This window comes from Acinetobacter sp. YH01024 (assembly GCF_013420195.1).
Lineage (GTDB): Bacteria > Pseudomonadota > Gammaproteobacteria > Pseudomonadales > Moraxellaceae > Acinetobacter > Acinetobacter amyesii.
Genome location: NZ_VOYQ01000043.1, coordinates 1 through 20,734, shown reverse-complemented (window position 1 = coordinate 20,734; position 20,734 = coordinate 1). Strand labels below are relative to the sequence as shown.

18 protein-coding genes and 1 pseudogene are annotated in these 20,734 nt (G+C 39.2%); 10 read left to right on the top strand and 9 right to left on the bottom strand.

What is annotated here, in order from left to right:
- Positions 1-13 precede the first annotated feature (13 nt).
- Positions 14-508 (top strand): tetratricopeptide repeat protein, encoded by a 495-nt coding sequence (locus FTT88_RS14090; RefSeq protein WP_180004529.1) that lies wholly within the window; start codon positions 14-16, stop codon positions 506-508.
- Positions 509-608: 100 nt separating this feature from the next.
- On the opposite strand, the gene FTT88_RS14085 is transcribed toward FTT88_RS14090, so the two are convergent.
- Positions 609-1,360 (bottom strand): IS5 family transposase gene (locus tag FTT88_RS14085; RefSeq protein ID WP_373683053.1). Its coding sequence is split into 2 segments (ribosomal slippage): positions 609-1,126 and positions 1,126-1,360, totalling 753 coding nucleotides; the frame shifts between segments, so codons are not numbered across the junction.
- Between the two features lie 366 nt (positions 1,361-1,726).
- Here FTT88_RS14085 and FTT88_RS14080 point away from each other — a divergent pair.
- The 3 genes from FTT88_RS14080 to FTT88_RS14070 all read left to right on the top strand — a co-directional run bounded on the left by FTT88_RS14080 (position 1,727) and on the right by FTT88_RS14070 (position 4,480).
- Positions 1,727-2,986, top strand: a complete 1,260-nt coding sequence (locus FTT88_RS14080; protein WP_180105465.1) for a hypothetical protein — start codon at positions 1,727-1,729, stop codon at positions 2,984-2,986.
- Positions 2,983-3,699 carry a hypothetical protein gene (locus FTT88_RS14075; protein ID WP_180005402.1) on the top strand — a complete coding sequence of 239 codons (717 nt, stop codon included), beginning with the start codon at positions 2,983-2,985 and terminating at the stop codon, positions 3,697-3,699. The genes FTT88_RS14080 and FTT88_RS14075 overlap by 4 nt, the downstream gene beginning before the upstream one ends.
- Before the next feature lie 379 nt (positions 3,700-4,078).
- Entirely contained in the window at positions 4,079-4,480 is a 402-nt protein-coding gene (locus FTT88_RS14070; RefSeq protein WP_180005401.1) for a hypothetical protein, read from the top strand.
- 35 nt (positions 4,481-4,515) lie between these two features.
- Here the strand turns inward: FTT88_RS14070 and FTT88_RS14065 are convergent, their stop codons facing one another.
- The 7 genes from FTT88_RS14065 to FTT88_RS14035 all read right to left on the bottom strand — a co-directional run bounded on the left by FTT88_RS14065 (position 4,516) and on the right by FTT88_RS14035 (position 14,176).
- Entirely contained in the window at positions 4,516-5,919 is a 1,404-nt protein-coding gene (locus tag FTT88_RS14065; protein WP_180005404.1) for an efflux transporter outer membrane subunit, read from the bottom strand.
- Positions 5,920-5,929: 10 nt separating this feature from the next.
- Positions 5,930-7,909, bottom strand: a complete 1,980-nt coding sequence (locus FTT88_RS14060) for a MacB family efflux pump subunit (protein ID WP_180005400.1) — start codon at positions 7,907-7,909, stop codon at positions 5,930-5,932.
- Between the two features lie 2 nt (positions 7,910-7,911).
- Complete coding sequence (locus FTT88_RS14055) at positions 7,912-9,264, bottom strand: MacA family efflux pump subunit (protein ID WP_180005399.1); 1,353 nt, start codon at positions 9,262-9,264, stop codon at positions 7,912-7,914.
- A gap of 137 nt (positions 9,265-9,401) precedes the next feature.
- Positions 9,402-10,385 (bottom strand): DNA polymerase III subunit delta, encoded by a 984-nt coding sequence (holA, locus tag FTT88_RS14050; protein ID WP_180005398.1) that lies wholly within the window; start codon positions 10,383-10,385, stop codon positions 9,402-9,404.
- A gap of 9 nt (positions 10,386-10,394) precedes the next feature.
- Positions 10,395-10,928 carry an LPS assembly lipoprotein LptE gene (gene lptE / locus FTT88_RS14045; RefSeq protein ID WP_078192675.1) on the bottom strand — a complete coding sequence of 178 codons (534 nt, stop codon included), beginning with the start codon at positions 10,926-10,928 and terminating at the stop codon, positions 10,395-10,397.
- Between the two features lie 201 nt (positions 10,929-11,129).
- Entirely contained in the window at positions 11,130-13,751 is a 2,622-nt protein-coding gene (gene leuS, locus FTT88_RS14040; RefSeq protein ID WP_180005397.1) for a leucine--tRNA ligase, read from the bottom strand.
- 128 nt (positions 13,752-13,879) lie between these two features.
- Complete coding sequence (locus FTT88_RS14035) at positions 13,880-14,176, bottom strand: DUF4124 domain-containing protein (RefSeq protein ID WP_373683082.1); 297 nt, start codon at positions 14,174-14,176, stop codon at positions 13,880-13,882.
- 758 nt (positions 14,177-14,934) lie between these two features.
- Here FTT88_RS14035 and FTT88_RS14030 point away from each other — a divergent pair.
- From FTT88_RS14030 to FTT88_RS14005, 6 genes are all read left to right on the top strand, one after another.
- On the top strand, positions 14,935-16,662 hold the full coding sequence (locus FTT88_RS14030; protein ID WP_168378448.1) for an acetolactate synthase 3 large subunit: 1,728 nt from the start codon (positions 14,935-14,937) through the stop codon (positions 16,660-16,662).
- Positions 16,659-17,150, top strand: a complete 492-nt coding sequence (gene ilvN / locus FTT88_RS14025) for an acetolactate synthase small subunit (protein ID WP_078189625.1) — start codon at positions 16,659-16,661, stop codon at positions 17,148-17,150. Before FTT88_RS14030 ends, ilvN begins: the two co-directional genes overlap by 4 nt.
- Before the next feature lie 109 nt (positions 17,151-17,259).
- On the top strand, positions 17,260-18,276 hold the full coding sequence (ilvC, locus tag FTT88_RS14020) for a ketol-acid reductoisomerase (protein WP_078192867.1): 1,017 nt from the start codon (positions 17,260-17,262) through the stop codon (positions 18,274-18,276).
- Between the two features lie 606 nt (positions 18,277-18,882).
- Positions 18,883-19,233: a DUF2971 domain-containing protein gene (locus FTT88_RS14015; protein ID WP_180005395.1), complete on the top strand. Its 351-nt coding sequence runs from the start codon at positions 18,883-18,885 to the stop codon at positions 19,231-19,233.
- A 32-nt stretch (positions 19,234-19,265) separates the two neighbouring features.
- Positions 19,266-19,724: a hypothetical protein gene (locus tag FTT88_RS14010; RefSeq protein WP_180005394.1), complete on the top strand. Its 459-nt coding sequence runs from the start codon at positions 19,266-19,268 to the stop codon at positions 19,722-19,724.
- Between the two features lie 114 nt (positions 19,725-19,838).
- Positions 19,839-20,654, top strand: coding sequence for a hypothetical protein (locus FTT88_RS14005; protein WP_257233087.1), 816 nt, complete (start codon positions 19,839-19,841; stop codon positions 20,652-20,654).
- Here FTT88_RS14005 and FTT88_RS14000 read toward each other — a convergent pair.
- Positions 20,635-20,734, bottom strand: a pseudogene (locus FTT88_RS14000) (IS1 family transposase); the annotation flags it as partial. The gene FTT88_RS14005 and the pseudogene FTT88_RS14000 overlap by 20 nt on opposite strands.

The following is a 20,734-nucleotide window of genomic DNA, read 5'->3' as shown; positions in this document are numbered from 1 at the left end:
TTGAGGTTATCAAATGAAAAAAAGTGTTTTAGTTTTAATGGTGCTATTAATCTGTTCTTGTTCTAATACAAAGAATGTTATGAATGATATTAAAAATAATCAAGAGGATAAGCATAATGTTGAAATTAATGTTTTAAGTGATAATGAGAATTATGAAATAGCTATTAGCTATAAAGATTCAAATCCAAAATTATATATTCAGTATCTAACAGAAGCAGCTCAAGAAGGAGATCCAATAGCACAAGATGAATTGGCGGGCGAATATGCATTTGGAGAAAGACTAGAAAAAAATCCTAATTTATATTTATATTGGGAGGAAAAATCTGCTTTACAAAATTATAGTTTGGCTCAATTAAATTTAGGGTTGTCCTATTTGTTAGGTACGAATGGGTTAAAAAAAGATAATTTAAATGCAAAAAAATGGTTAAATAAGGCTGCTTTAAATGGTGAGGAGGTAGCGCAAGAGTATTTAAAAAGACTTGAAAATGGTGAATTTAACTCTAAATAACTTTACATTATTTGTGGGTGTCTTAAATTATTATAGGTATTATGTTGAGATATTTTGATCATAGTTTTTTTTGATGATATGTAATTACTAGGGTGTGTCCTCATTTGGCTTTGCACCAAATAAATATACAGGCTATACGAATCATAGATTTATAATTGCGTGCCAGTTTATCAAATCGAGTTGCAATAGCACGGAAATGTTTTAATCTCGCAAAAGCATTTTCAACTAAATGTCTTAATTTATATAGATATTTATCAAATTCCTTATTCGATCTCTTACTGTTTGATCTCAATGGAATAATGGGAATCATATTCTTGTTCTTGGCATATATTCTAATGTGCTCAGCATCATACCCCTTATCAGCAATGAGATAAGTTGCCTCGTCTACCGTATCAATCAGTTGTTTTGCAACTTGACTGTCGTGGACGTCACCCTCAGTGATTTTAAAATCAATCGGTAATCCATTCACGTCGGTTGCAAGATGTATTTTTGTTGTTCGTCCACCGCGTGATTGTCCAATTGCTCTTTCGAAACCATGCCGAGCTCCACTTGCATGTTGATGCACGCGTATGTAGCTTCCGTCAATGAATACCCATTCTTGATCCAAGATGCCTCGTAATCTAAAAAAAATTTATCCCACAATCCCTTGCTTGCCCAACGATTAAAGCGATTGTAAGCAGTTTGCCAAGGACAAAATTCTTGGGGAATATCACGCCATGTGGCGCCTGTACGCAGTTTCCATAAGATCGCTTCCATGATATTTCTACTATTCTTTGAACAGTAACAACCGTGTAATCGCATAGTATCTTGAATTTGCTGCCAGATATCATCGGTGAGAAGAGTACGTGCCATTGAAAAAATATAGAAATCAAAAGAGCTTAAAGGAGGATTTTAAGTATTTAAAACCAATTTTTCAAATGAGGACACGCCCTAAAATAATTCTTAAATGGATTTCTTAATGAGGCAAAGAAATCTATTCAAGAATTATCAATTTCGTATGATTGAATAATTGGTGAGTATACTAAGTTGGAAATTAGTATAGATAAAAGTGGAATTGATTTATCGGGATAGCTTTATTAAATTATCATTAAATACTTATTTGGCAATATAATATTGGTATGAATAAGTCTGCACCTAAAATTTATTATACAATCAATCATCATATAATTAAGTTTTTATTAATAAGGAGAAACCTATGATGTTTTTTTAGATGGTGATGTGGTTTTCTATGATAGTTCTTGGGGGAGATTAAAAAATAAAAAAATACAAAATGGTAAGTCTGAGCAGTTGTTTTTACCATACAGCTATAGAGGGTTTGTAAACGTAAAATCAAAAGGGAAGATTATTAAAAGAATTCCTACTCAAAAATCAAAAGATTCAAAGTATGCTGGACCATTATTGTATTCCAGTTCTAATTTTAAGGACTTTGTATTAGGAAGGAAAAATAATAGTAAAGAGGAGATAAATATCAGTTCTCAAGAAGAAATGAAAAAAACTGTTACAAAACTAATGAATGAAAATAAATACAATAAGGTATTGCAAGATGCTTCAGATAATAGATTGGATGGTTATCTGATTGAAATAAAAGATTATCCAGGTATTGAGGAAAAAATATACACAAGTGTGGACTTTCTAAATATGGAGGCTAAGTCTTGCCGACACTTTATATTTGAAATATTAGCATCATTTAATTTTGATGCAAAGTATTTTCCTGCTGGAGCTTATGCAGCTGAAAATTTTTGGTATTCTAGAGAGAATAGGAAGCTTGTTTTAACTACTATTCTTATTCCTTTAATGGAGGGGAGGGATAAAAATGGTAAGTTGCATCAATTAAAATTCTATTTAAAAAGATCTAAGACTGGAAAGCTACTTTTGATATTCCAAGGTAGAGCTGTTTGGAAAAAATATATGAATTTAACTACTATTTCAGTTAATAATAAGAAAGTAACTATGATTGGTGGAATCTATGAGTTAGCACATGATCTAAAATCAAATTTACAAACCTCTCCAATTGTAGGAGCAATTAAAACAAGTGGTAAAATTATTACCACTGCTGTTAAAGGATCACCTTTCGGATTATTTTTAGTGGCCGCTGCTGATACTTTGGAGTGGATACTTAATGATAACCCTGATAAAAAACTAAGCGAACTTTTCGGACAAATTATTATTGACTTCTCAAAAGCTCTAGTTGCTGGGTTGGCGGCTGTGATTGTCGGTGTAGCTGCAGTAATACTTGGTGGTAGTGCTTTAGTTGTAATAGCAGCAGGTGCAATAGCTATGTTAGCGGCATCTTTTTATTTAGAAAAAGCAGATGCAGCTGGATTAGGAACAAGTGGTGTACCTTGGGCACAAATTTCAAAAGATCAAACGGAAGCAATTTGGGAAACTATACGTCAAAAAATTATAAAAATTAGCGTGGAAAATACAAGTAAAATTTCTAATGAGAACCAAGAATTTAAGTTTGAGCCAATAATATGAAAAATATTAATAATGTAAAATTAATTCCATACAATGTTAAGTCTGATATTCAATTGGCTACAATGTTTTGTTATTTTACTGTAATTTTGTTTTTTAATATTATGTTGTATTTATTTGGTGATAATAAAAGCTTGCTATTGTTTTTGAATTTTTCATTTTTAGTTGTTTATTTTCTTTCATTTGTTTTTTTTAAAAAAACATTTTTGGTTTTATTTAGAGATTGGTGTTCGTCTTTTTTGGTTTTTCTTAGTTTTGTTTTTATGTATTTTGAGTTTGGTTCAAGATTTTTTAATATATATTTTCTTTTTTTATTTTTCATTATTTATTTTTTATTTGATTTATTTTATTTAATGAAAAAAAATGGAATGATTATTTTTGATGCTATTAATTCTTCATTTTTTGGTCTTGAATTTGATTATAAGAAAAGAGAGGATTATCGTTTAAATAAACTAGTAATTAATAGGAGTTTTTTTCATAAAATATTTTATTTTTTTGTGATTGTTTTTTTTATTTTTGGTTTTGTTTTTGGAAAAAATCTTCCTTATGTTTTTTTTGGCGTAAGTAGTTTTTCTAATGGTGGTAATGATTCTTTTTATGATTTTGGCTTATTTCTAATTGGATCTGTTGTAACATTTTTTTGTGTAACTTATGTCAATATTTTATTTTTATTTTTATTATATTTTATTAAATGTGTTAAAATAAGGTTTAAATAATTTTATTATCAAGAGGTTAAAATGATTTTTTTAGGTTGGGTGTTATTTTTAAAATAATAGTGGAATAAAAATGATTATTGATTATTTGAAAAATTTATTATAATTGTTGTTTTGATGTATGTAATAGGACTCCCGATTTTTGGGTTTATATGTTGTTACTATAAACATGAGGAAAACCCCAACTATTTTAAGCTGTTTTTAACAGAAAGCAGGTAAATTTTTTCTATATTAATTATCAAGAATATATAGAAAAGAAATGAACAGGTGTGGTTTATATTATGGGCAGTAGTTTTGGGTTATCTGCATTCCATTACGAGAGCTTCGGGCACATATCATCGAAGACGGCATCCTAAAACATACCTTTGTGATTGGCTTTCCAATGATTAGAATATTCCGTACCCAAGGTTTATGGGCTTTTATTTGTCATTTTATAATGAAAGGACCAGAAGAGCTTTATCCGAAACCTCACCCTATGTATGGGACAATTGATACTTTTAAACAACTGATTTATTGTCAAAATGTTCAAGGCGCAAAAGAAAGCTGGAAAGAGACCTGGAAGCTATTTCGGATCATTTATATCTATAATTGGGTTCCAGTATTATTTTTTTATCCCTTTGATGTGTGTAACTTTGTGGCGCGAAGAATTTTATTGTATATCAAACCATTGCCCGTTTGGCATGATGCTGTCATAAGAAAAAATAAAATGAATTTAGAGCGGCCAGAAGAAATCAGTGCAAAAGATAATTTTGAATTTACGATGTTTAAAATGATGGATAAATAAAAAGCCCCTCAGGGCTTTTTTTACATCTAAAGGACTTAAGGCAACTGCTTAATCGGACTGCCACCCAACGCCTGCATTAAAGTTACATAAGCATTATATTGACTCTGTTTGGTTTGAACCAAAGACAGTCGCGCATTACGTGTGGTTTCTTGTGCATCAAGCAAGTTTTTCAACGCAATGGCACCATTTCGATAACGTACTTCAGTCAAACGCTCAGTCTTTTCTGCAAGCTGTACATTACGCTCTTGCAAAGCAACTTGTTGACTTAACTCAGTACGATTGGATAGCGCATTTTCCACATCGGCAAAAGCCTGATACAAGGTCTGACGATATTGAATAATAGATTTTTCATAATCCAAATCACTAATCGCGAGGTCTTTCTTCATATCGTTATATTGCAAGAAAGGCAAACTTAAACTTGCACCCAAAGCCAAAGCAGGGTTTTGTAATAAATTACTCAAAGAGGTACTACTCGAGCCTAAACTGCCAGTCAAACTAATCGAAGGGTAGTAACTCGCTTTCGTTGCATCTTTATTTGCCAAAGCTTTACGTAATCTTAATTCGCTCGCTTGTAAATCTGGACGGCGAGACAACAACTCGGCAGGTAAACCTGCTGCAATCGTCGGTAATGCAATTCGAGGTAAACGCTGTGGCTCAGCAATATTCAGTTGCTGTACAGGCTGATGCAATAACACAGCCAATGCAGTACGTGTTTCCACTTTTTGTTGGGCAATTTGGCTTAAGGTCGCTTTTTGACTTTGTACAGATTGTTCCGCTTGCGTTAGATCTAAACCTGATACGGCGCCAGCTTTGTATTGCACCTTGACCAAGTCATAGGTTTTTTGCGTACTGGCTAAGTTTTGCTGTGCAATACTGTAGCGCTCATTTAAATAGCCGAGCTGCCAATATAGATTAGCTGTTGTTGCAATCAAGCTTTGAGCAGTGGCTTGCAGGTCTTGTTCAGTTGCTAAAGCTTCCCATTTTGCGGCCTCTGTCTGGCTAGCCAAACGACCAAATAAATCTACTTCATAACTAACACCACCGTTGAGTGACACACCTTTTGATGAATCATCACCTGAGTTAAGGTCAAAGTTATGTCCAGTTGAAACACTTGAGCTCACGCGTGGCCCTTGTTTATTTTCAGCCAAACCTGCTTGTAGTCGAGCTTGCTGTAAATTAATACCTGCAACAGCGAGGTCAGTATTGGCAGCTAAAACTTGATTCACCAACTGGTTTAATTGAGCATCATTAAACAATGTCCACCATTGGTCAGCATACGTATCGGCATGAACTTGCTGACTCATGGCTTTCGCATTTTGAAATTGCGTCGGGATTTGTGTTGCAGGAGCTTCATACGGCGTCTTAACCACAGCGGCACAGCCGACTAGGCTACTTCCGAGAATGAAGGCACTTGCAAGTTTAGTTAAGGTCATTTGCATCATTATTTCCTTATTCGCGAGAAAGCGCATCGACAGGGTTAAGCTGTGCGGCATTACGTGCAGGAATAAAGCCAAACACAATACCAATCATACTTGAGCAGACAAATGCAGCAACAATAGACGTCGTTGAATAGGCCATTTGGAATGTTCCACCGGCAAAATGACTAATCAATTGTCCAATACCTAAAGATAATAAAACCCCAAGCACACCGCCTAAGATGCACACCAACACCGCCTCTATCAGGAACTGTTGTAAAATGTCACTTTGACGGGCACCCACGGCCATACGTACACCAATTTCTTGAGTACGCTCAGTCACAGAAACCAACATAATGTTCATGACCCCAATACCACCGACGATCAATGAAATCACCGCAATTGCAGAAACTAACAAGGTCATCGTTTGCGTAGTTTGTTGAATGGTTTCACGGATACTATCGGAGTTTTGTGTAAAGACATCTTGCGCGCCATGACGTTGCACCAATAAGTTCAATATGGCGTTTTCAGCAGCGGCACTTGGATATTCATCTTTCACTCGGACAATGATGCTGCGTACATTCGACTGACCTAGCATACGACTCATGACCGTTGAATAGGGCAAATACACATTCAGGCTATCTGAGTTGCCCATCATGCTTTTTTGTTCTTCGATCACGCCAATGATACGGCTTGGTACACTGCCTAACAAAATCACTTGACCCACAGGGTTGGTGCCATCTGCAAAAAAGGTATTTTTAGTATTACTATCAATCACCACATCTTGCGCTTGCTCAGTCACACTTTCTTTATCAAAAGGCTGACCAGAAGCGAAGTTCATTCCTTTGACATAGAAGAAATCTTCACTCACACCATTCACTGTGGTTGAAGCCTCTGTATCTTTAAAACGTGCTGTAACAGATGAATTGACTGAAGGACTAACGCCATCGACATAAGGCTGCTCAGCAAGGGCTGTCGCATCGGCTGGAACCAATGTTTTGACTTGGGAGGATCTGGAATTATCACCAAAGCCTCGACCTTGATACACCGTGATGGTATTGGTACCTAAACTGCTGATATTTTCTAAAATTTGCTTTTGTGAACCATTCCCAAGAGCCACAACAGAAACCACAGAAGCGATACCAATAATGATCCCGAGCATGGTTAAAAATGTACGCATACGGTGAGCATTCATGGCTAAAATCGCCATACGGAAGGCTTCACCTAAACGATCAACGGCTGAGCGCCAGCTCGAGGTTTTTTTCTGTGTGTTTGGAACGAGTTGTTGTTTTTCTAAAGGTTCATCATCTGTTTCAGGCACATTGGGCTGATCTGAGATGATATTACCGTCAGAAATTTCAATAATTCGCGTCGCATTTTTCGCAACATTATGATCGTGAGTGACCAATATAATAGTATGACCTTTGGCATTGAGTTCGCGCAAAATCCGCATCACTTCAATACCACTATTCTTATCCAATGCACCGGTCGGTTCATCGGCAAGAATAACATCGCCACCATTCATGAGGGCACGCGCAATCGACACACGTTGTTGCTGACCACCCGAAAGTTGGCTCGGACGGTTTTGGGTTTTTTCACCCAGTCCTAAGTCAGTCAGCAGTTGCTTGGCACGTGCATTGCGTTCGGTTGCATCTGCACCGGCATAGATTGCAGGAACTTCGACATTACCAGCAGCATTTAAATCACCGAGTAAGTGATAGCGCTGGAAAATAAAGCCAAAATATTCACGGCGTAACTGTGCCAGTTCATCTGGTTCAAGTTCACGGGTTTCACGCCCCTTGACTTTGTAGCTGCCATTTGTGGGTTTATCTAGGCAACCTAAAATGTTCATTAGGGTAGATTTACCAGAACCGGACTGACCTACAATTGCTACCAGTTCACCTGGGTAAATCTCAAGATTGACCCCTTTTAGAATCTGGACTGTGCTTTCACCGGCAGGGAATTCACGAGTCAGATTCTTGACCTCGAGTAGAGGCGTCTGATTTTGACTCATGATTACATTCTCATTGGGCCGCCAGCACCACCACGGTTGCTGCGTTTCGCTGAATCATTTGAAGTATCAGAACCGTCGGCAATCACGACTTTGTCACCCTGTTTTAAGCCACGGATCACTTGTGCGGTCACACGGTTATTTAAACCAAGTAATACCGGTTGTGGTTGCGCAGAACCATCCGCTTGCAATACACGCACCATCGCAACGCTCGCTTTACCTTGTTTGACCAATGTTTTTTCAGCTTCAGTCAGTTCTAAACCTTTAGGACGGTGTGGATTGTCTTTGTTCGATCTAGCTTCTGCGTTGGCATTTTTATCAGCAGATTGACCATCGGTAGACGTATTATTTCGGCTACGTTGTGGACGGTTCGAGGTTTGTACGGCTGCAGCAGGGACAGTCAAGACATTCTTCGCCTCATCTAAAATAATATAAACTTGAGCAGTCATATCGATACGCAATTTGCCGTCTTCATTCGGGACATCAAATAGCGCATTGTAGTAAACCGCAGTACTTGAAGACGAAGAGGTATTGCTGTTGCTTTCGGTGTTGATTGAGTTCGGCGCAGGTTCAACTTGGCGCAGGGTTGCATAGTGTTTTGTTTCACTGTCGCCCAACGTCGTAAAGTAAACACTTTGACCTTCTTGGACTTTCATCACATCAGCTTCAGAAATTTCAGCTTTAATGGTCATGGTGTCGAGCTTTGCCAATTTCACAATGGTTGGCGCACTTTGGTTGGCGTTTACGGTTTGACCTTCTTCAGTCACAATTGCCACGATGGTTCCATCCATTGGTGCAACAATTTGTGTATAGCCTAAGTCTTCTTTTGCAGTCGCTAAAGTTAAACGTGATTGTTCGATTTGTGCATTAATGGCTGCAATATCAGCTTGCGCAGTTTTATAACTTGCTAGCGCAGATTCAAGTTCTGCACGACTAGTCGCATCTTGAGCGTACATCGCTTGCTGACGTTTATATTCAGCATCGACTTTGGCTAAATTTGCATTTTTTACTGCCAATTGCGCTTGTTGATTTTTAATACTGGCTTCGGCTGTTTTAAGGTCATTTTCCTGACGTACCGAGTCAATACGGGCAATCAGCTGACCTTGTTTCACTTCATCACCGAGTTGCACATACATCTTTTTCACCTGACCAGAAACCTGTGCACCAACACTCACCATTTTGGTTGCTTCAAGCACACCAGTTGCGAGCACTGAGTTTTCAATGTCACCACGACTCACTTCAGCAGTAATATATTGCGGCTGAGTTTCTTTAGGTTTTAGGAAATGCCATGCAGTGACAGCGATTGCCAAAGCAACGATGATGGCTACGATCAATTTTGCTGGTTTTATTTTTGGCATGATTGGCAGTTAAAAGTTTATAAAGATGATTGAATTATAAGATTTAAATACGGATAAATTGTGAACTTTTTGAACAAATAGTAATGATAATTATTCTTTTATACTGCAATGCAAGTTATTACAGCCTTTTCATTAGACTAGAAGAGTCTGCGCCCACACAAGCTGGCAATAGCTTGTTGTACCAAGTGCTCAGGATTTTCATGACCTAAACCTTTTATTGACGCGTCTAAACGAAGTAATAGGGCAGGCCACGTCAAAAACTCATTGGCATTTAAACGGCGTAAAGCTTGTTGATACAGCCCGACCTTGGTCTTCCAAATGCCAATTTGTAAGGCATTTTGTGGTTGCTCAAACAGTTGCATCAGCAAGCGCATTTCCTTGCTGATACTCCATAAAATGAGTGACATCGGCTCACCAGAGGCAATCAAATATTGAAAAATTTTAATTGATTGCGCCAAATTGCCTTGCAGCATTGCATCATTTAAATCATAGGTGGTGTAGCGTGACTGATCTTGTAAGCAAGAGTACAGATGATCAATCTGAATCATTTCAGCTTCAGGAAAAGTATCTGCGACACGCATTAAACTATTTTTTGCAGCCAGTAAATTATGCTCATGATGCTGCTCTAGCCATTGCCAAGCATCATTGGCGAGTTGAATGCCGAGCTTTTGCGCCTCGGTGGCTAAGATTTGCTGACGATCTTTAGGATAGTTTGCAGTCAGTGCAACATTGACCCCATTGGCATCAATGGTTTGGAAGAAACTGGTCTTTAAACTCGCACTGTCTTGCTTCGGCATTACCACGAGCAGCAAGTTGCTTTCATTTTGCTGCAAATAGCTTTTTAACAGTTTTAGCCCATTGGCATCGGGTTTAATGCTGCCATGTGCCTCAATTGCCAGTTGACTAGAAAATAATGACAAGCTGTTTAACGCATTAAAGACATTTTTCCAGTCCGCAGCAGAGCTAATGTCATAACGTTGACGCTCGATTTCTCGAGCGTTCCAACTCTTACGAAATGCATCGAGGAGATTTTGTTCGAGTAATGGCTCTTGACCATGTAGCACCCAGGTACCTTGCGCTTCATCTACACGTTTTAATGCCTGAAGATAGTCAAGTTTCATAAATCAAAATTACTCAGCTTTGGTCGGTGCAGTTAGTGGGTTTGCTTTTGGTAAGCGGTTTGATGAAATTTGGCGCACGATCTGTTGTGCAATGTCATCAATAATCACTTGTTTTAAATATTTTTCTTCTTGGTCATCAGTGTTCACGGTTGCTACGTCGTATTGGTAGCTACGTGTTGCCATCAATGTACGTGGTTCTGTCACAGGGTTACCTTGAGCATCTTCAATTTGGAACGTCACATTCAAGCGCAGTAAAGTTTCAACCAATTTACCATTGAGTTCTAAACGTCGTGGAGTGTAATCCAATACATGTAAGACATAGGCATTTTGATTATTGCTCAATTGCACGCCTGCAGAACCTAAATAAATCGCTAACTTTTCATGTAAGTCATCCGTATCTTCAGGAAGTGCCAATCGCATATTGGAATAGGCTACAGGTACAGCAGCAGGGTTGGTGCCTTTTAAATGAAAACCACAACCGACCATGCCTGCGCTCAGGCCCATAGTTAATACAATTGCAGCAACACGTTGAACCAAGTGCATAAAGTGTCCTCTGTTTCCCGAAGGGATAATGTTGAAATCCTGTGTGGATTGTAAAGTCAAAGCCCGTTGACTCGCAACGGGCTTTGTTTGGGAATTGTTTTTTAATCCCTCCCGACCTCCCTTTAAAAAAGGGAGGAGATCCGATTTTTTGTTGGGAGCGGGAAGTCCCCCTTTTATAAAGGGGGATTTAGGGGGATTAAATTAAACCACCAAATTCACTAATTTATTCGGCACCACAATTTCTTTCTTGGTTGGACCAGTCAAGAATTGTTGAACTTCAGGTAATGCTTTTGCTTGCGCCAGAATGTCATCTTTAGAGGCATCGACAGACACTTCTAATTTGCCACGAAGTTTACCGTTCACTTGCACTACAATCGTTTGTGTATTGCGAGTCAGCGCAGATTCATCTACCGCAGGGAAGCGTGCTGATGTTAATTCGATACCAAACTCAGCCAATAAGGTTTGGCTTAAATGTGGTGCAAACGGAGCAAGTAAAGTTAGAAGGGTTGTGATTGATTCACGTGCAACGGCAACGTCATTGTCATCTTTCGCTTCAAACTTATTGTTTGCATTCAAAAGTTCCATCATCGCAGCAATGGCGGTGTTGAAGGCATGACGACGAGCAATGTCATCACCCACTTTTTGAATGGTTTCGTGTGTTTTACGACGCAAGTCTTGTGCAGCGGTAGATAGTGTCGCTTTGTCGATGTTTGCAGCAGAGTTACCTTGTTCAAGGAAACCAGTTGCTAGGCGCCATACACGTTTTAAGAAACGGTTTGCACCTTCAACACCAGCGTCAGACCATTCTAGTGATTGATCTGGTGGTGCAGCGAACATCATGAATACACGTGCAGTATCTGCGCCGTATTGATCAATAATCGCTTGTGGGTCGATACCGTTATTTTTCGATTTCGACATTTTTTCTTGACCGCCAACCACGACGTCTTGACCATCACCTTGATATTTCGCAGAAATGATACGGCCTTTTTCATCACGTTCTAAATCGATGTCAGCAGGGTTAAACCAAGTCTTCTTACCTGAATCAGCTTCACGGTAGTACGTATCAGCCAACACCATACCTTGTGTTAAAAGGTTAGTGAATGGTTCGTTACCTTGAACGACGCCTTCATCACGCATCAATTTGTGGAAGAAGCGTGCATAGAGTAAGTGCAGAATCGCATGTTCAACACCACCGATGTATTGGTTCACAGGTAACCAAGTTTGACCCGCTTCAGGTTTCACCATACCGTCAGTGAAATCTGGAGATGCATAGCGTGCATAGTACCAAGATGATTCTACAAAGGTATCCAAAGTATCTGTTTCACGACGAGCATCGCCACCACAGCATGGGCAAGTGGTTTCATAGAACTCAGGCATTTTGTTGAGTGGATTGCCTGAACCGTCTGGAACCACGTCCGTTGGCAATACAACTGGAAGTTGTTCTTCAGGTACTGGAACCTGACCACATTTTTCACAGTTGATCATAGGAATTGGACAACCCCAATAACGCTGACGAGAAACACCCCAGTCACGTAAACGGAATTGAACTTTTACATTTGCAAGCTTTTGAGGCTCAAGTTTTGCAAGGAATGCATCGAATGCGCCTTGGAAATCTAAACCGTCAAATTCACCTGAATTCACCAATTTACCTTCTTTAGAGCCATACCATTCTTGCCACTCTGTCGCAGAGAAGTCGCTATCATCTGCGCCTTTCGCATCAATCACTTGCTTGATGGTTAAGCCATATTTATTCGCAAATTCGAAGTCACGTTCATCGTGTGATGGAACCGCCATCACCGCACCTGAACCGTAAGACATCAAGACGTAGTTTGCGATCCAAACAGGAACTTCTTCACCTGTAACTGGGTGCTTAACTGACAAACCTGTTGCCATGCCTTTCTTTTCAGCAGTCGCAAGGTCTGCTTCAGCAACAGAACCCATACGGCATTCTTCAATAAATGCAGCAAGCTCTGGATTGTTTTCCGCAGCTTTAAGTGCCATCGGATGTTCTGCTGCAACCGCAACATAAGTCACACCCATTAAGGTGTCAGCACGAGTGGTAAATACAGTTAAACCATCTGCGTAAATATCTGGATTCGCTGAAGGGAAGGTGATTTCCATACCCTGTGAGCGACCAATCCAGTTACGTTGCATGGTTAAAACTTGCTGTGGCCAGCCGTCTTTTAATGTTTCTAAATCGTCAAGTAATTCTTGCGCATAGTCAGTGATGCGGAAGTAGTACATTGGAATATCACGTTTTTCGACCAATGCACCAGAACGCCAGCCACGACCATTTTCAACTTGTTCGTTTGCTAAAACAGTTTGGTCTACTGGGTCCCAGTTCACTGTTGAAAGCTTACGGTAAATTAAACCTTTTTTATAAAGCTGTACGAATAACCATTGTTCCCAGCGATAGTATTCAGGTGTGCAAGTTGCAAATTCACGATCCCAATCTACAGAAAGACCTAACTTTTTAAGCTGATTACGCATGTAATCAATGTTTTCAAAAGTCCATTTTGCAGGAGCGACTTGATGGGCAATCGCCGCATTTTCAGCAGGTAGGCCGAAAGCATCCCAACCCATGGGTTGTAGCACAGTTTCACCTTGTAAACGTTGGAAACGGCTGATCACATCACCAATGGTGTAGTTACGCACATGACCCATATGCAGTTTGCCACTTGGATAAGGGAACATAGAGAGGATATAACGACGTGGTCCTTCTACTTGGTCGGCAACTTTAAAGGCTTTGCGATTTTCCCAGTCTTGTTGGACTGTAGGTTCAATCGCACTGGCTTGATATTCAGGGTCAATGTGAGTAGTCATAAACGTAAATAGAAATAACGGTTAAAAAGTTTGTGCTACAGCATAGCGCAAAATACGCCTAGAGTGAATTTTGCGATGCTGTGTAGATGTAAATAATTTAAGTCGATATAGCAGGACTTTGGCATGAATTATTGTGCTGCGGCAGCTACCGCTTGAGCTTGGCGGAGTGCTGCATTGGCTTCGCGTTGTTGTTCTGCTTGTTGCTCATTTTGTTCATTCGACTGTTCGGCTTCACGTGAAACCTCTTCTTGGTTTTTTGCTGGAGTTGATTGCGTAGTCGTTGTTGCGCCATAGGTATTTACTTTACCTTTACGCTGCGCATTTTTTGGCGGTGGCGTGGTGGTGTAATGCGTTGAACCTTTAGCATCCACCCATTTGTAATATTCTTTCGCTGAAAGGTCCAAACTGGTCAGGCAAAACGCCATGCTAGATAAAATACAGGCAGTTCGTGCAATCGTCGTCTTCATCATAAATTCAGTCCCAAAGTTATAGTGATCATGCAAAATTATGCTGAAAATTTTGCGCTTTTTTGACAGCAGAATCTATGCATTTTTTAGCACAAAGGATAAAAGGGGCATCGCGTGGGATGAGTAACTTTGTGAATGATGATTTGTGAATGATGAATTGTGGAATTAATAAGCAATCAAAATATTGTGTTTTTATCATTTAATCCATGCCTTAAGTTGAAAGTGAGGCAATTGAATTAAAAACCCACAGCAATTCATTTAATTTATTTATTAGATTTATAAAAGTATTTTATTAAATACATGCTAACTGGTTATAAATAAACAAACTACAAAGAATGCAAAGAACGGGAGTGTGCTTAAAAAACAAACGGTCTGTAAGTAATCAGAAAAAAGCCCATTTTTAAACTTGACTTTAATGGTTGAAACTACAAAAATGCTGTCTTTAGTTTTATATGCCTTAGATCGATCACCCTTCGAATGAGTGCATTTTAGCAATGGACTTCTTCTCTAGCCGAGAGGTTGAACAAAGCCAACAAAATATGTTTATCCCAACATGTTTTAGACCCCATATTGCTCAAACAGCAAGCAGGTCAGATTTTTTTCTTATTGCTATGAAAACTATGAAATTTGTGTGCTATAACAGAGCACACAGTTAATGAATTAACCACGACAAATGCCCTCCATTTGTGCGTGAAAAAAGATTAGGGTGAATCACGTTGGAACTTTTATCTGGTGGTGAAATGCTCGTACGCGCTTTAGCGGACGAAGGCGTTGAACATGTTTTTGGATACCCAGGCGGCGCAGTACTGCATATTTATGATGCGCTATTTCAACAAGAAAAAATCAATCATTACCTAGTGCGCCACGAGCAAGCTGCTGGTCATATGGCTGATGCTTACTCACGTGTCACAGGTAAAACAGGTGTCGTACTGGTGACATCTGGTCCGGGTGCAACAAATACCGTAACTCCAATTGCAACTGCCTATATGGACTCAATCCCAATGGTGATTTTGTCAGGTCAGGTTGCAAGCCATCTTATCGGTGAGGATGCGTTCCAAGAAACGGATATGGTTGGTATTTCGCGCCCAATCGTAAAACACAGCTTCCAAGTACGTCATGCAAGCGAAATCCCTTCGATTATTAAGAAGGCATTTTATATCGCTTCAAGTGGTCGTCCGGGTCCTGTTGTCGTTGATATTCCAAAAGATGCAACGAATCCTGCAGAGAAATTTGCTTACGAATATCCTGAAAAAGTGAAAATGCGTTCGTATCAACCGCCGCATCGTGGTCACTCAGGTCAAATTCGTAAAGCAATTGATGAATTGATTCATGCTAAACGCCCAATTATTTATTCAGGCGGCGGTGTGGTTCAAGGCAATGCTTCTGCACAGTTGACAGAACTTGCACATTTACTGGGTTATCCAGTAACCAGTACCTTAATGGGTCTTGGTGCGTATCCGGGCAATGATGAACAATTCATCGGCATGTTGGGTATGCATGGTACTTACGAAGCCAATATGACGATGCACAATGCAGATGTGATTCTGTGTGTGGGCGCGCGCTTCGATGACCGTGTAACCAATAATCCAGCGAAATTCTGTCCAAATGCCAAAGTCATTCATATTGATATAGACCCAGCAACGATTTCAAAAACAATTATGGCGCACATCCCAATTGTGGGTGCAGTAGAGCCTGTATTGACTGAAATGTTGGCTCAATTAAAGCAATTGAATGTGTCTAAACCAAATCCAGAAGATATCGCGGCTTGGTGGAAACAAATCAATGAATGGCGTCAAGTTCATGGTTTGAACTATGATAAACCAACTGATGGTTCAATGAAGCCACAGCAAGTTGTTGAAGCGTTGGATAAAATTACCAATAGCCAAGCCATCATTACTTCAGACGTTGGTCAACACCAAATGTTTGGTGCGCTTTACTACAAATACACACGTCCACGTCAATGGATCAACTCAGGTGGTCTAGGAACCATGGGTGTAGGTTTGCCATATGCTATGGCAGCAAAACTTGCCTTCCCAGATCAACAAGTAGTGTGTATTACTGGCGAAGCATCGATTCAGATGTGTATCCAAGAACTTTCTACATGTAAGCAATATGGCTTGAATGTAAAAATTCTATGCTTGAATAACCGTGCATTAGGTATGGTTAAGCAATGGCAAGACATGAACTACGAAGGTCGTCACTCAAGTTCTTATGTTGAGTCACTTCCTGACTTCCCTAAATTAATGGAAGCGTATGGGCATGTGGGTATTCAAATTGATCATGCAGATGAACTCGAATCGAAGCTTGCTGAAGCAATGGCGATCAATGACAAGTGCGTGTTTATTAACGTGATGGTTGACCGTTCAGAGCATGTATATCCAATGTTGGTTGCTGGCCAGTCAATGAAAGATATGTGGTTAGGCAAAGGAGAGCGCACACAATGAGACATATTATCTCTGTACTTGTAGAAAACGAAGCAGGTGCGCTTTCACGTTTGGTAGGTTTATTCTCTCAGCGTGGTTATAACATTGAGACATTAAACGTAGCGCCAACAGAAGATCCGACGCTTTCGCGTTTGACTTTAACCACGTATGGCGATGAGCATAAAATTGAACAAATCACCAAACAACTCAACAAGCTTGTCGAAGTTGTTAAAGTTGTTGATTTGTCTGAAGGTGCTCATATTGAACGTGAATTGATGTTAATTAAAGTCAAAGCACTCGGTTCAGCACGTGCCGAAATTAAACGTACTGCGGATATTTTCCGTGGACAAATCGTAGACGTAACGCCAACGACATATACCATTCAAATCGCAGGTACAACTGAAAAGATAGATGGTTTTATTGATGCCTTAGCTGAAAATACAATTCTAGAAGTTGTACGTTCAGGTGTTTCAGGTATCGCACGTGGCGAAAAAGTTTTAACTATCTAATTTTATATATTCACCTCACTCCTATGGGTGAGGTACTTGAAACGTGAATAATCAAACAGAATCACGGTATCAAGTTAAAGGAAACGAAAGCATTTTAGCGGAGACAGCAATGCAAATTTTTTACGATAAAGACACAGACTTATCTATCATCCAAGGCAAAAAAGTAGCAATCATTGGTTATGGTTCACAAGGCCATGCTCATGCGCTTAACCTTAAAGATTCAGGCGTTGACGTAACTGTAGGTCTACGCGCTGGTTCTACTTCTTGGAAAAAAGCTGAAAATGCTGGTCTTAAAGTTTCAGAAGTTCCTGCTGCTGTAGCTCAAGCTGACTTAGTTATGATTTTGACTCCAGATGAGTTCCAATCACAACTTTACCGTGACGTAATTGAGCCAAACATCAAGCAAGGTGCAACGCTAGCATTTGCTCATGGTTTCTCTGTTCTTTATAACCAAGTTGTTCCACGTGCTGACCTTGACGTAATCATGGTTGCTCCAAAAGCGCCTGGTCATACTGTACGTTCAGAATTCCAACGTGGTTCAGGTGTACCTGATCTTATCGCTGTTCACCAAGATGCTTCTGGTAATGCACGTAACGTTGCGCTTTCTTACGCTTCAGGTGTTGGTGGTGGCCGTACTGGTATTATCGAAACTTCATTCCGTGAAGAAACTGAAACTGACCTTTTCGGTGAGCAAGCAGTCCTTTGTGGTGGTGCTGTTGAATTGGTTAAAATGGGCTTCGAAACTCTTGTTGAAGCTGGTTATGCACCAGAAATGGCTTACTTCGAATGTTTACACGAACTTAAATTGATCGTTGACTTAATGTTCGAAGGCGGTATCGCGGACATGAACTACTCAGTATCAAACAATGCTGAATATGGCGAATACGTAACTGGCGTTGAAGTAATCAACGAACAATCTCGTGAAGCGATGCGTAATGCGCTTAAACGTATTCAATCTGGTGAATACGCGAAAATGTTCATCCAAGAAGGTGCGTTGAACTATCCTTCAATGACTGCTCGTCGTCGTCAAAACGCGGCGCATGGTATCGAAGTAACTGGTAACAAGTTACGTGCGATGATGCCTTGGATCCAAGCGAACAAAATCGTTGATAAAGAGAAAAACTAATTTCTTGAATCAATTGATTTGAATACGAAGACCCACTCATTTTGAGTGGGTTTTTTAATATCTAAAGTTACGTGCCTTAAAAATAGAAAAGCATGCTTTTCTATTTTTACGTACCTTGGATCCAAGCGAACAAAATCGTAGACAAAGAAAAGAACGAAGTTCTGATATCTAAGTCAAAAAGCCCTTGTTTTTAACAGGGGCTTTTTTATCCCTTATAAAAGACGGCATCAAGGCTACGAGCCTCAAATGATGTAAGCGATGCTTTCATCATTTTCGCGCCTTGGATCCAAGCGAACAAAATCGTTGATAAAGAGAAAAACTAATTTCTTGAATCAATTGATTTGAATACGAAGACCCACTCATTTTGAGTGGGTTTTTTAATACCTAAAGTTACGTGCCTTAAAAATAGAAAAGCATGCTTTCATTCCTTACGCGTCACACAGAATGGTGTGCTGCCTCGTTGTACTTCGTACAAAACAGTGTTTGTACTCGTTCATACTTTGGATAGAAGTGAACAAAATCGTAAGCAAAGAAAAGAATTTATTTAATTAATTATCTTTTGAGTTTTATGCTACAAAAAACCCAATATTAGCGTGGGTTAGGATAATGATTTTATATAAATATGTGAGTTTTGAAGCTGCTTTAACGATTTTAAAAACAAAATCTCTAGGTTTTTCAGATTTAGAAGATTTTAATGACCCATTTGAATGCACTGGTTTTGGTTTTTATGATTTGGATGTGCCGACATCCCTAGCAATAGGGGCATTCCGTAATCGGTTTTCTAGAAAGTATGTGATTTTAAGTTTGACTAGAACTGCTTTAAATCCACTCATGTGGTCACATTATGGGGATAGTTACAAAGGTGTTGTGATCGGAATTGACACATGCAAAGCAGGTTTTGAGTGTGATATACAGATGGTGATCAATTTATTATTCCTTCAACAAAAGGAGAGTTGAGATATTTAAAAACAGCGCCGAAGCAAGCCAATGTGGCAAGTGTTGAAAAATTAATGTCTGTAGGAAATTCAAATATTTTAAATTGGGATAATGAAGAAGTTTTAATAAAGCATGGTTTGCTTTATAAAATGCAGGAATGGGCATACGAAGAGGAAGTACGTATTGTAAAGAATATTAGCGATGCTCAATTCGGGTATCACTTTTCTACAAAAACACATGCATATATCAATGACCAACTTTGGCAAAGAGTCCAATTGCAAACGCGTCCAATTTATACATTAAAATTGCCTGAAGAAGCCTTTGTTGAAGTATATGTTGGGAAAAATGCATATATTGATCTTAGAAGAAAGCAAGAGCTTGTGAAGCCCGTAATTGATCATAAGGTAGATCAGTTTGAATTGCTGAAAGATCTATGTATTGAATCTAATATTGGTTTGAAATGTATTTCATTAGATTTGGAAACATGGGCTTTAAAAGCGACTCCAATTTAATCTGATAGTTTGAGTCGTAGGTAGTTTCAAAACTCCTATATTTGTGTCATCTGTGTTGAATTTAGGTTGTGATAGAGTAGGCATTATTCATGCTGCATGGAGTGTGTAATTGCAATGAAAATATCAAAACTCTCTCTTTTACTCGCTCTTTGTCTACCTGTGGTGAGTTTTGCACAAGATGCAGATATAACACTGTCTGAGTTAAAGCCTTTACCTGATGTTCGCATATCCATGCAGCGGATGCTTCGCTCGACTGAAGGACGCTATTTCTTAGATTTGTATGCTGGCATATGGAATCCGCACGGGACGTTGACTGATCTGCAAGAGCCCAAACAAATTAACTTTAAAGGGACTCAAAAAGCAGATTTTATTGACTTGAATTCAGTCAATGTTGGGACGGAACAAAGTGCTGCAGCAGCTTATCGATTGGCAGGTACATTGAATGCAAATACAGGCTACTTTAAAGCTGAACTGACGGAACAAACGGCACCACCATCTACAAGTTATCTACAGTTTGAACCTGCGTTTAAAGCTGCAGATAAACCTATCCTGCTGTTTAAGTTTTATGGGGTGCAATCCGCAGACCAACCTTATGGGAAGTCTCTAAAACGCGTAGATGTGGTTAATAAATCAAATGGCAAAGTACTACAGTCATTACAAGGCTTTAATGCTTTTGGGAATAGTATGGGATTCTTAGATGTAAACTTTGATGGATACTATGATGTTGTACTTTCAGATACCTCTGATGGTCGAAAAATAGAAGATAAGCGATTTATTTATTGGATGTACAATCCTAAAACGAAGAATTTTCAACGCTCACCACAATTGGAAAAAATTGCTGGCTTCCCAAAATTAAAAGGAGAGTTGCAGCAGATCGACTTTGGGTGGTGTTTCAAAAAGTATGCTGGCATTAAACGAATCCATTATTGATATAAAAGAACACTAAATCAAAGGCTTTGAAATGATTTTCAAGCTTTTTGGAGAAGTTGCAGCTTCTCCTAAAGCCTCGC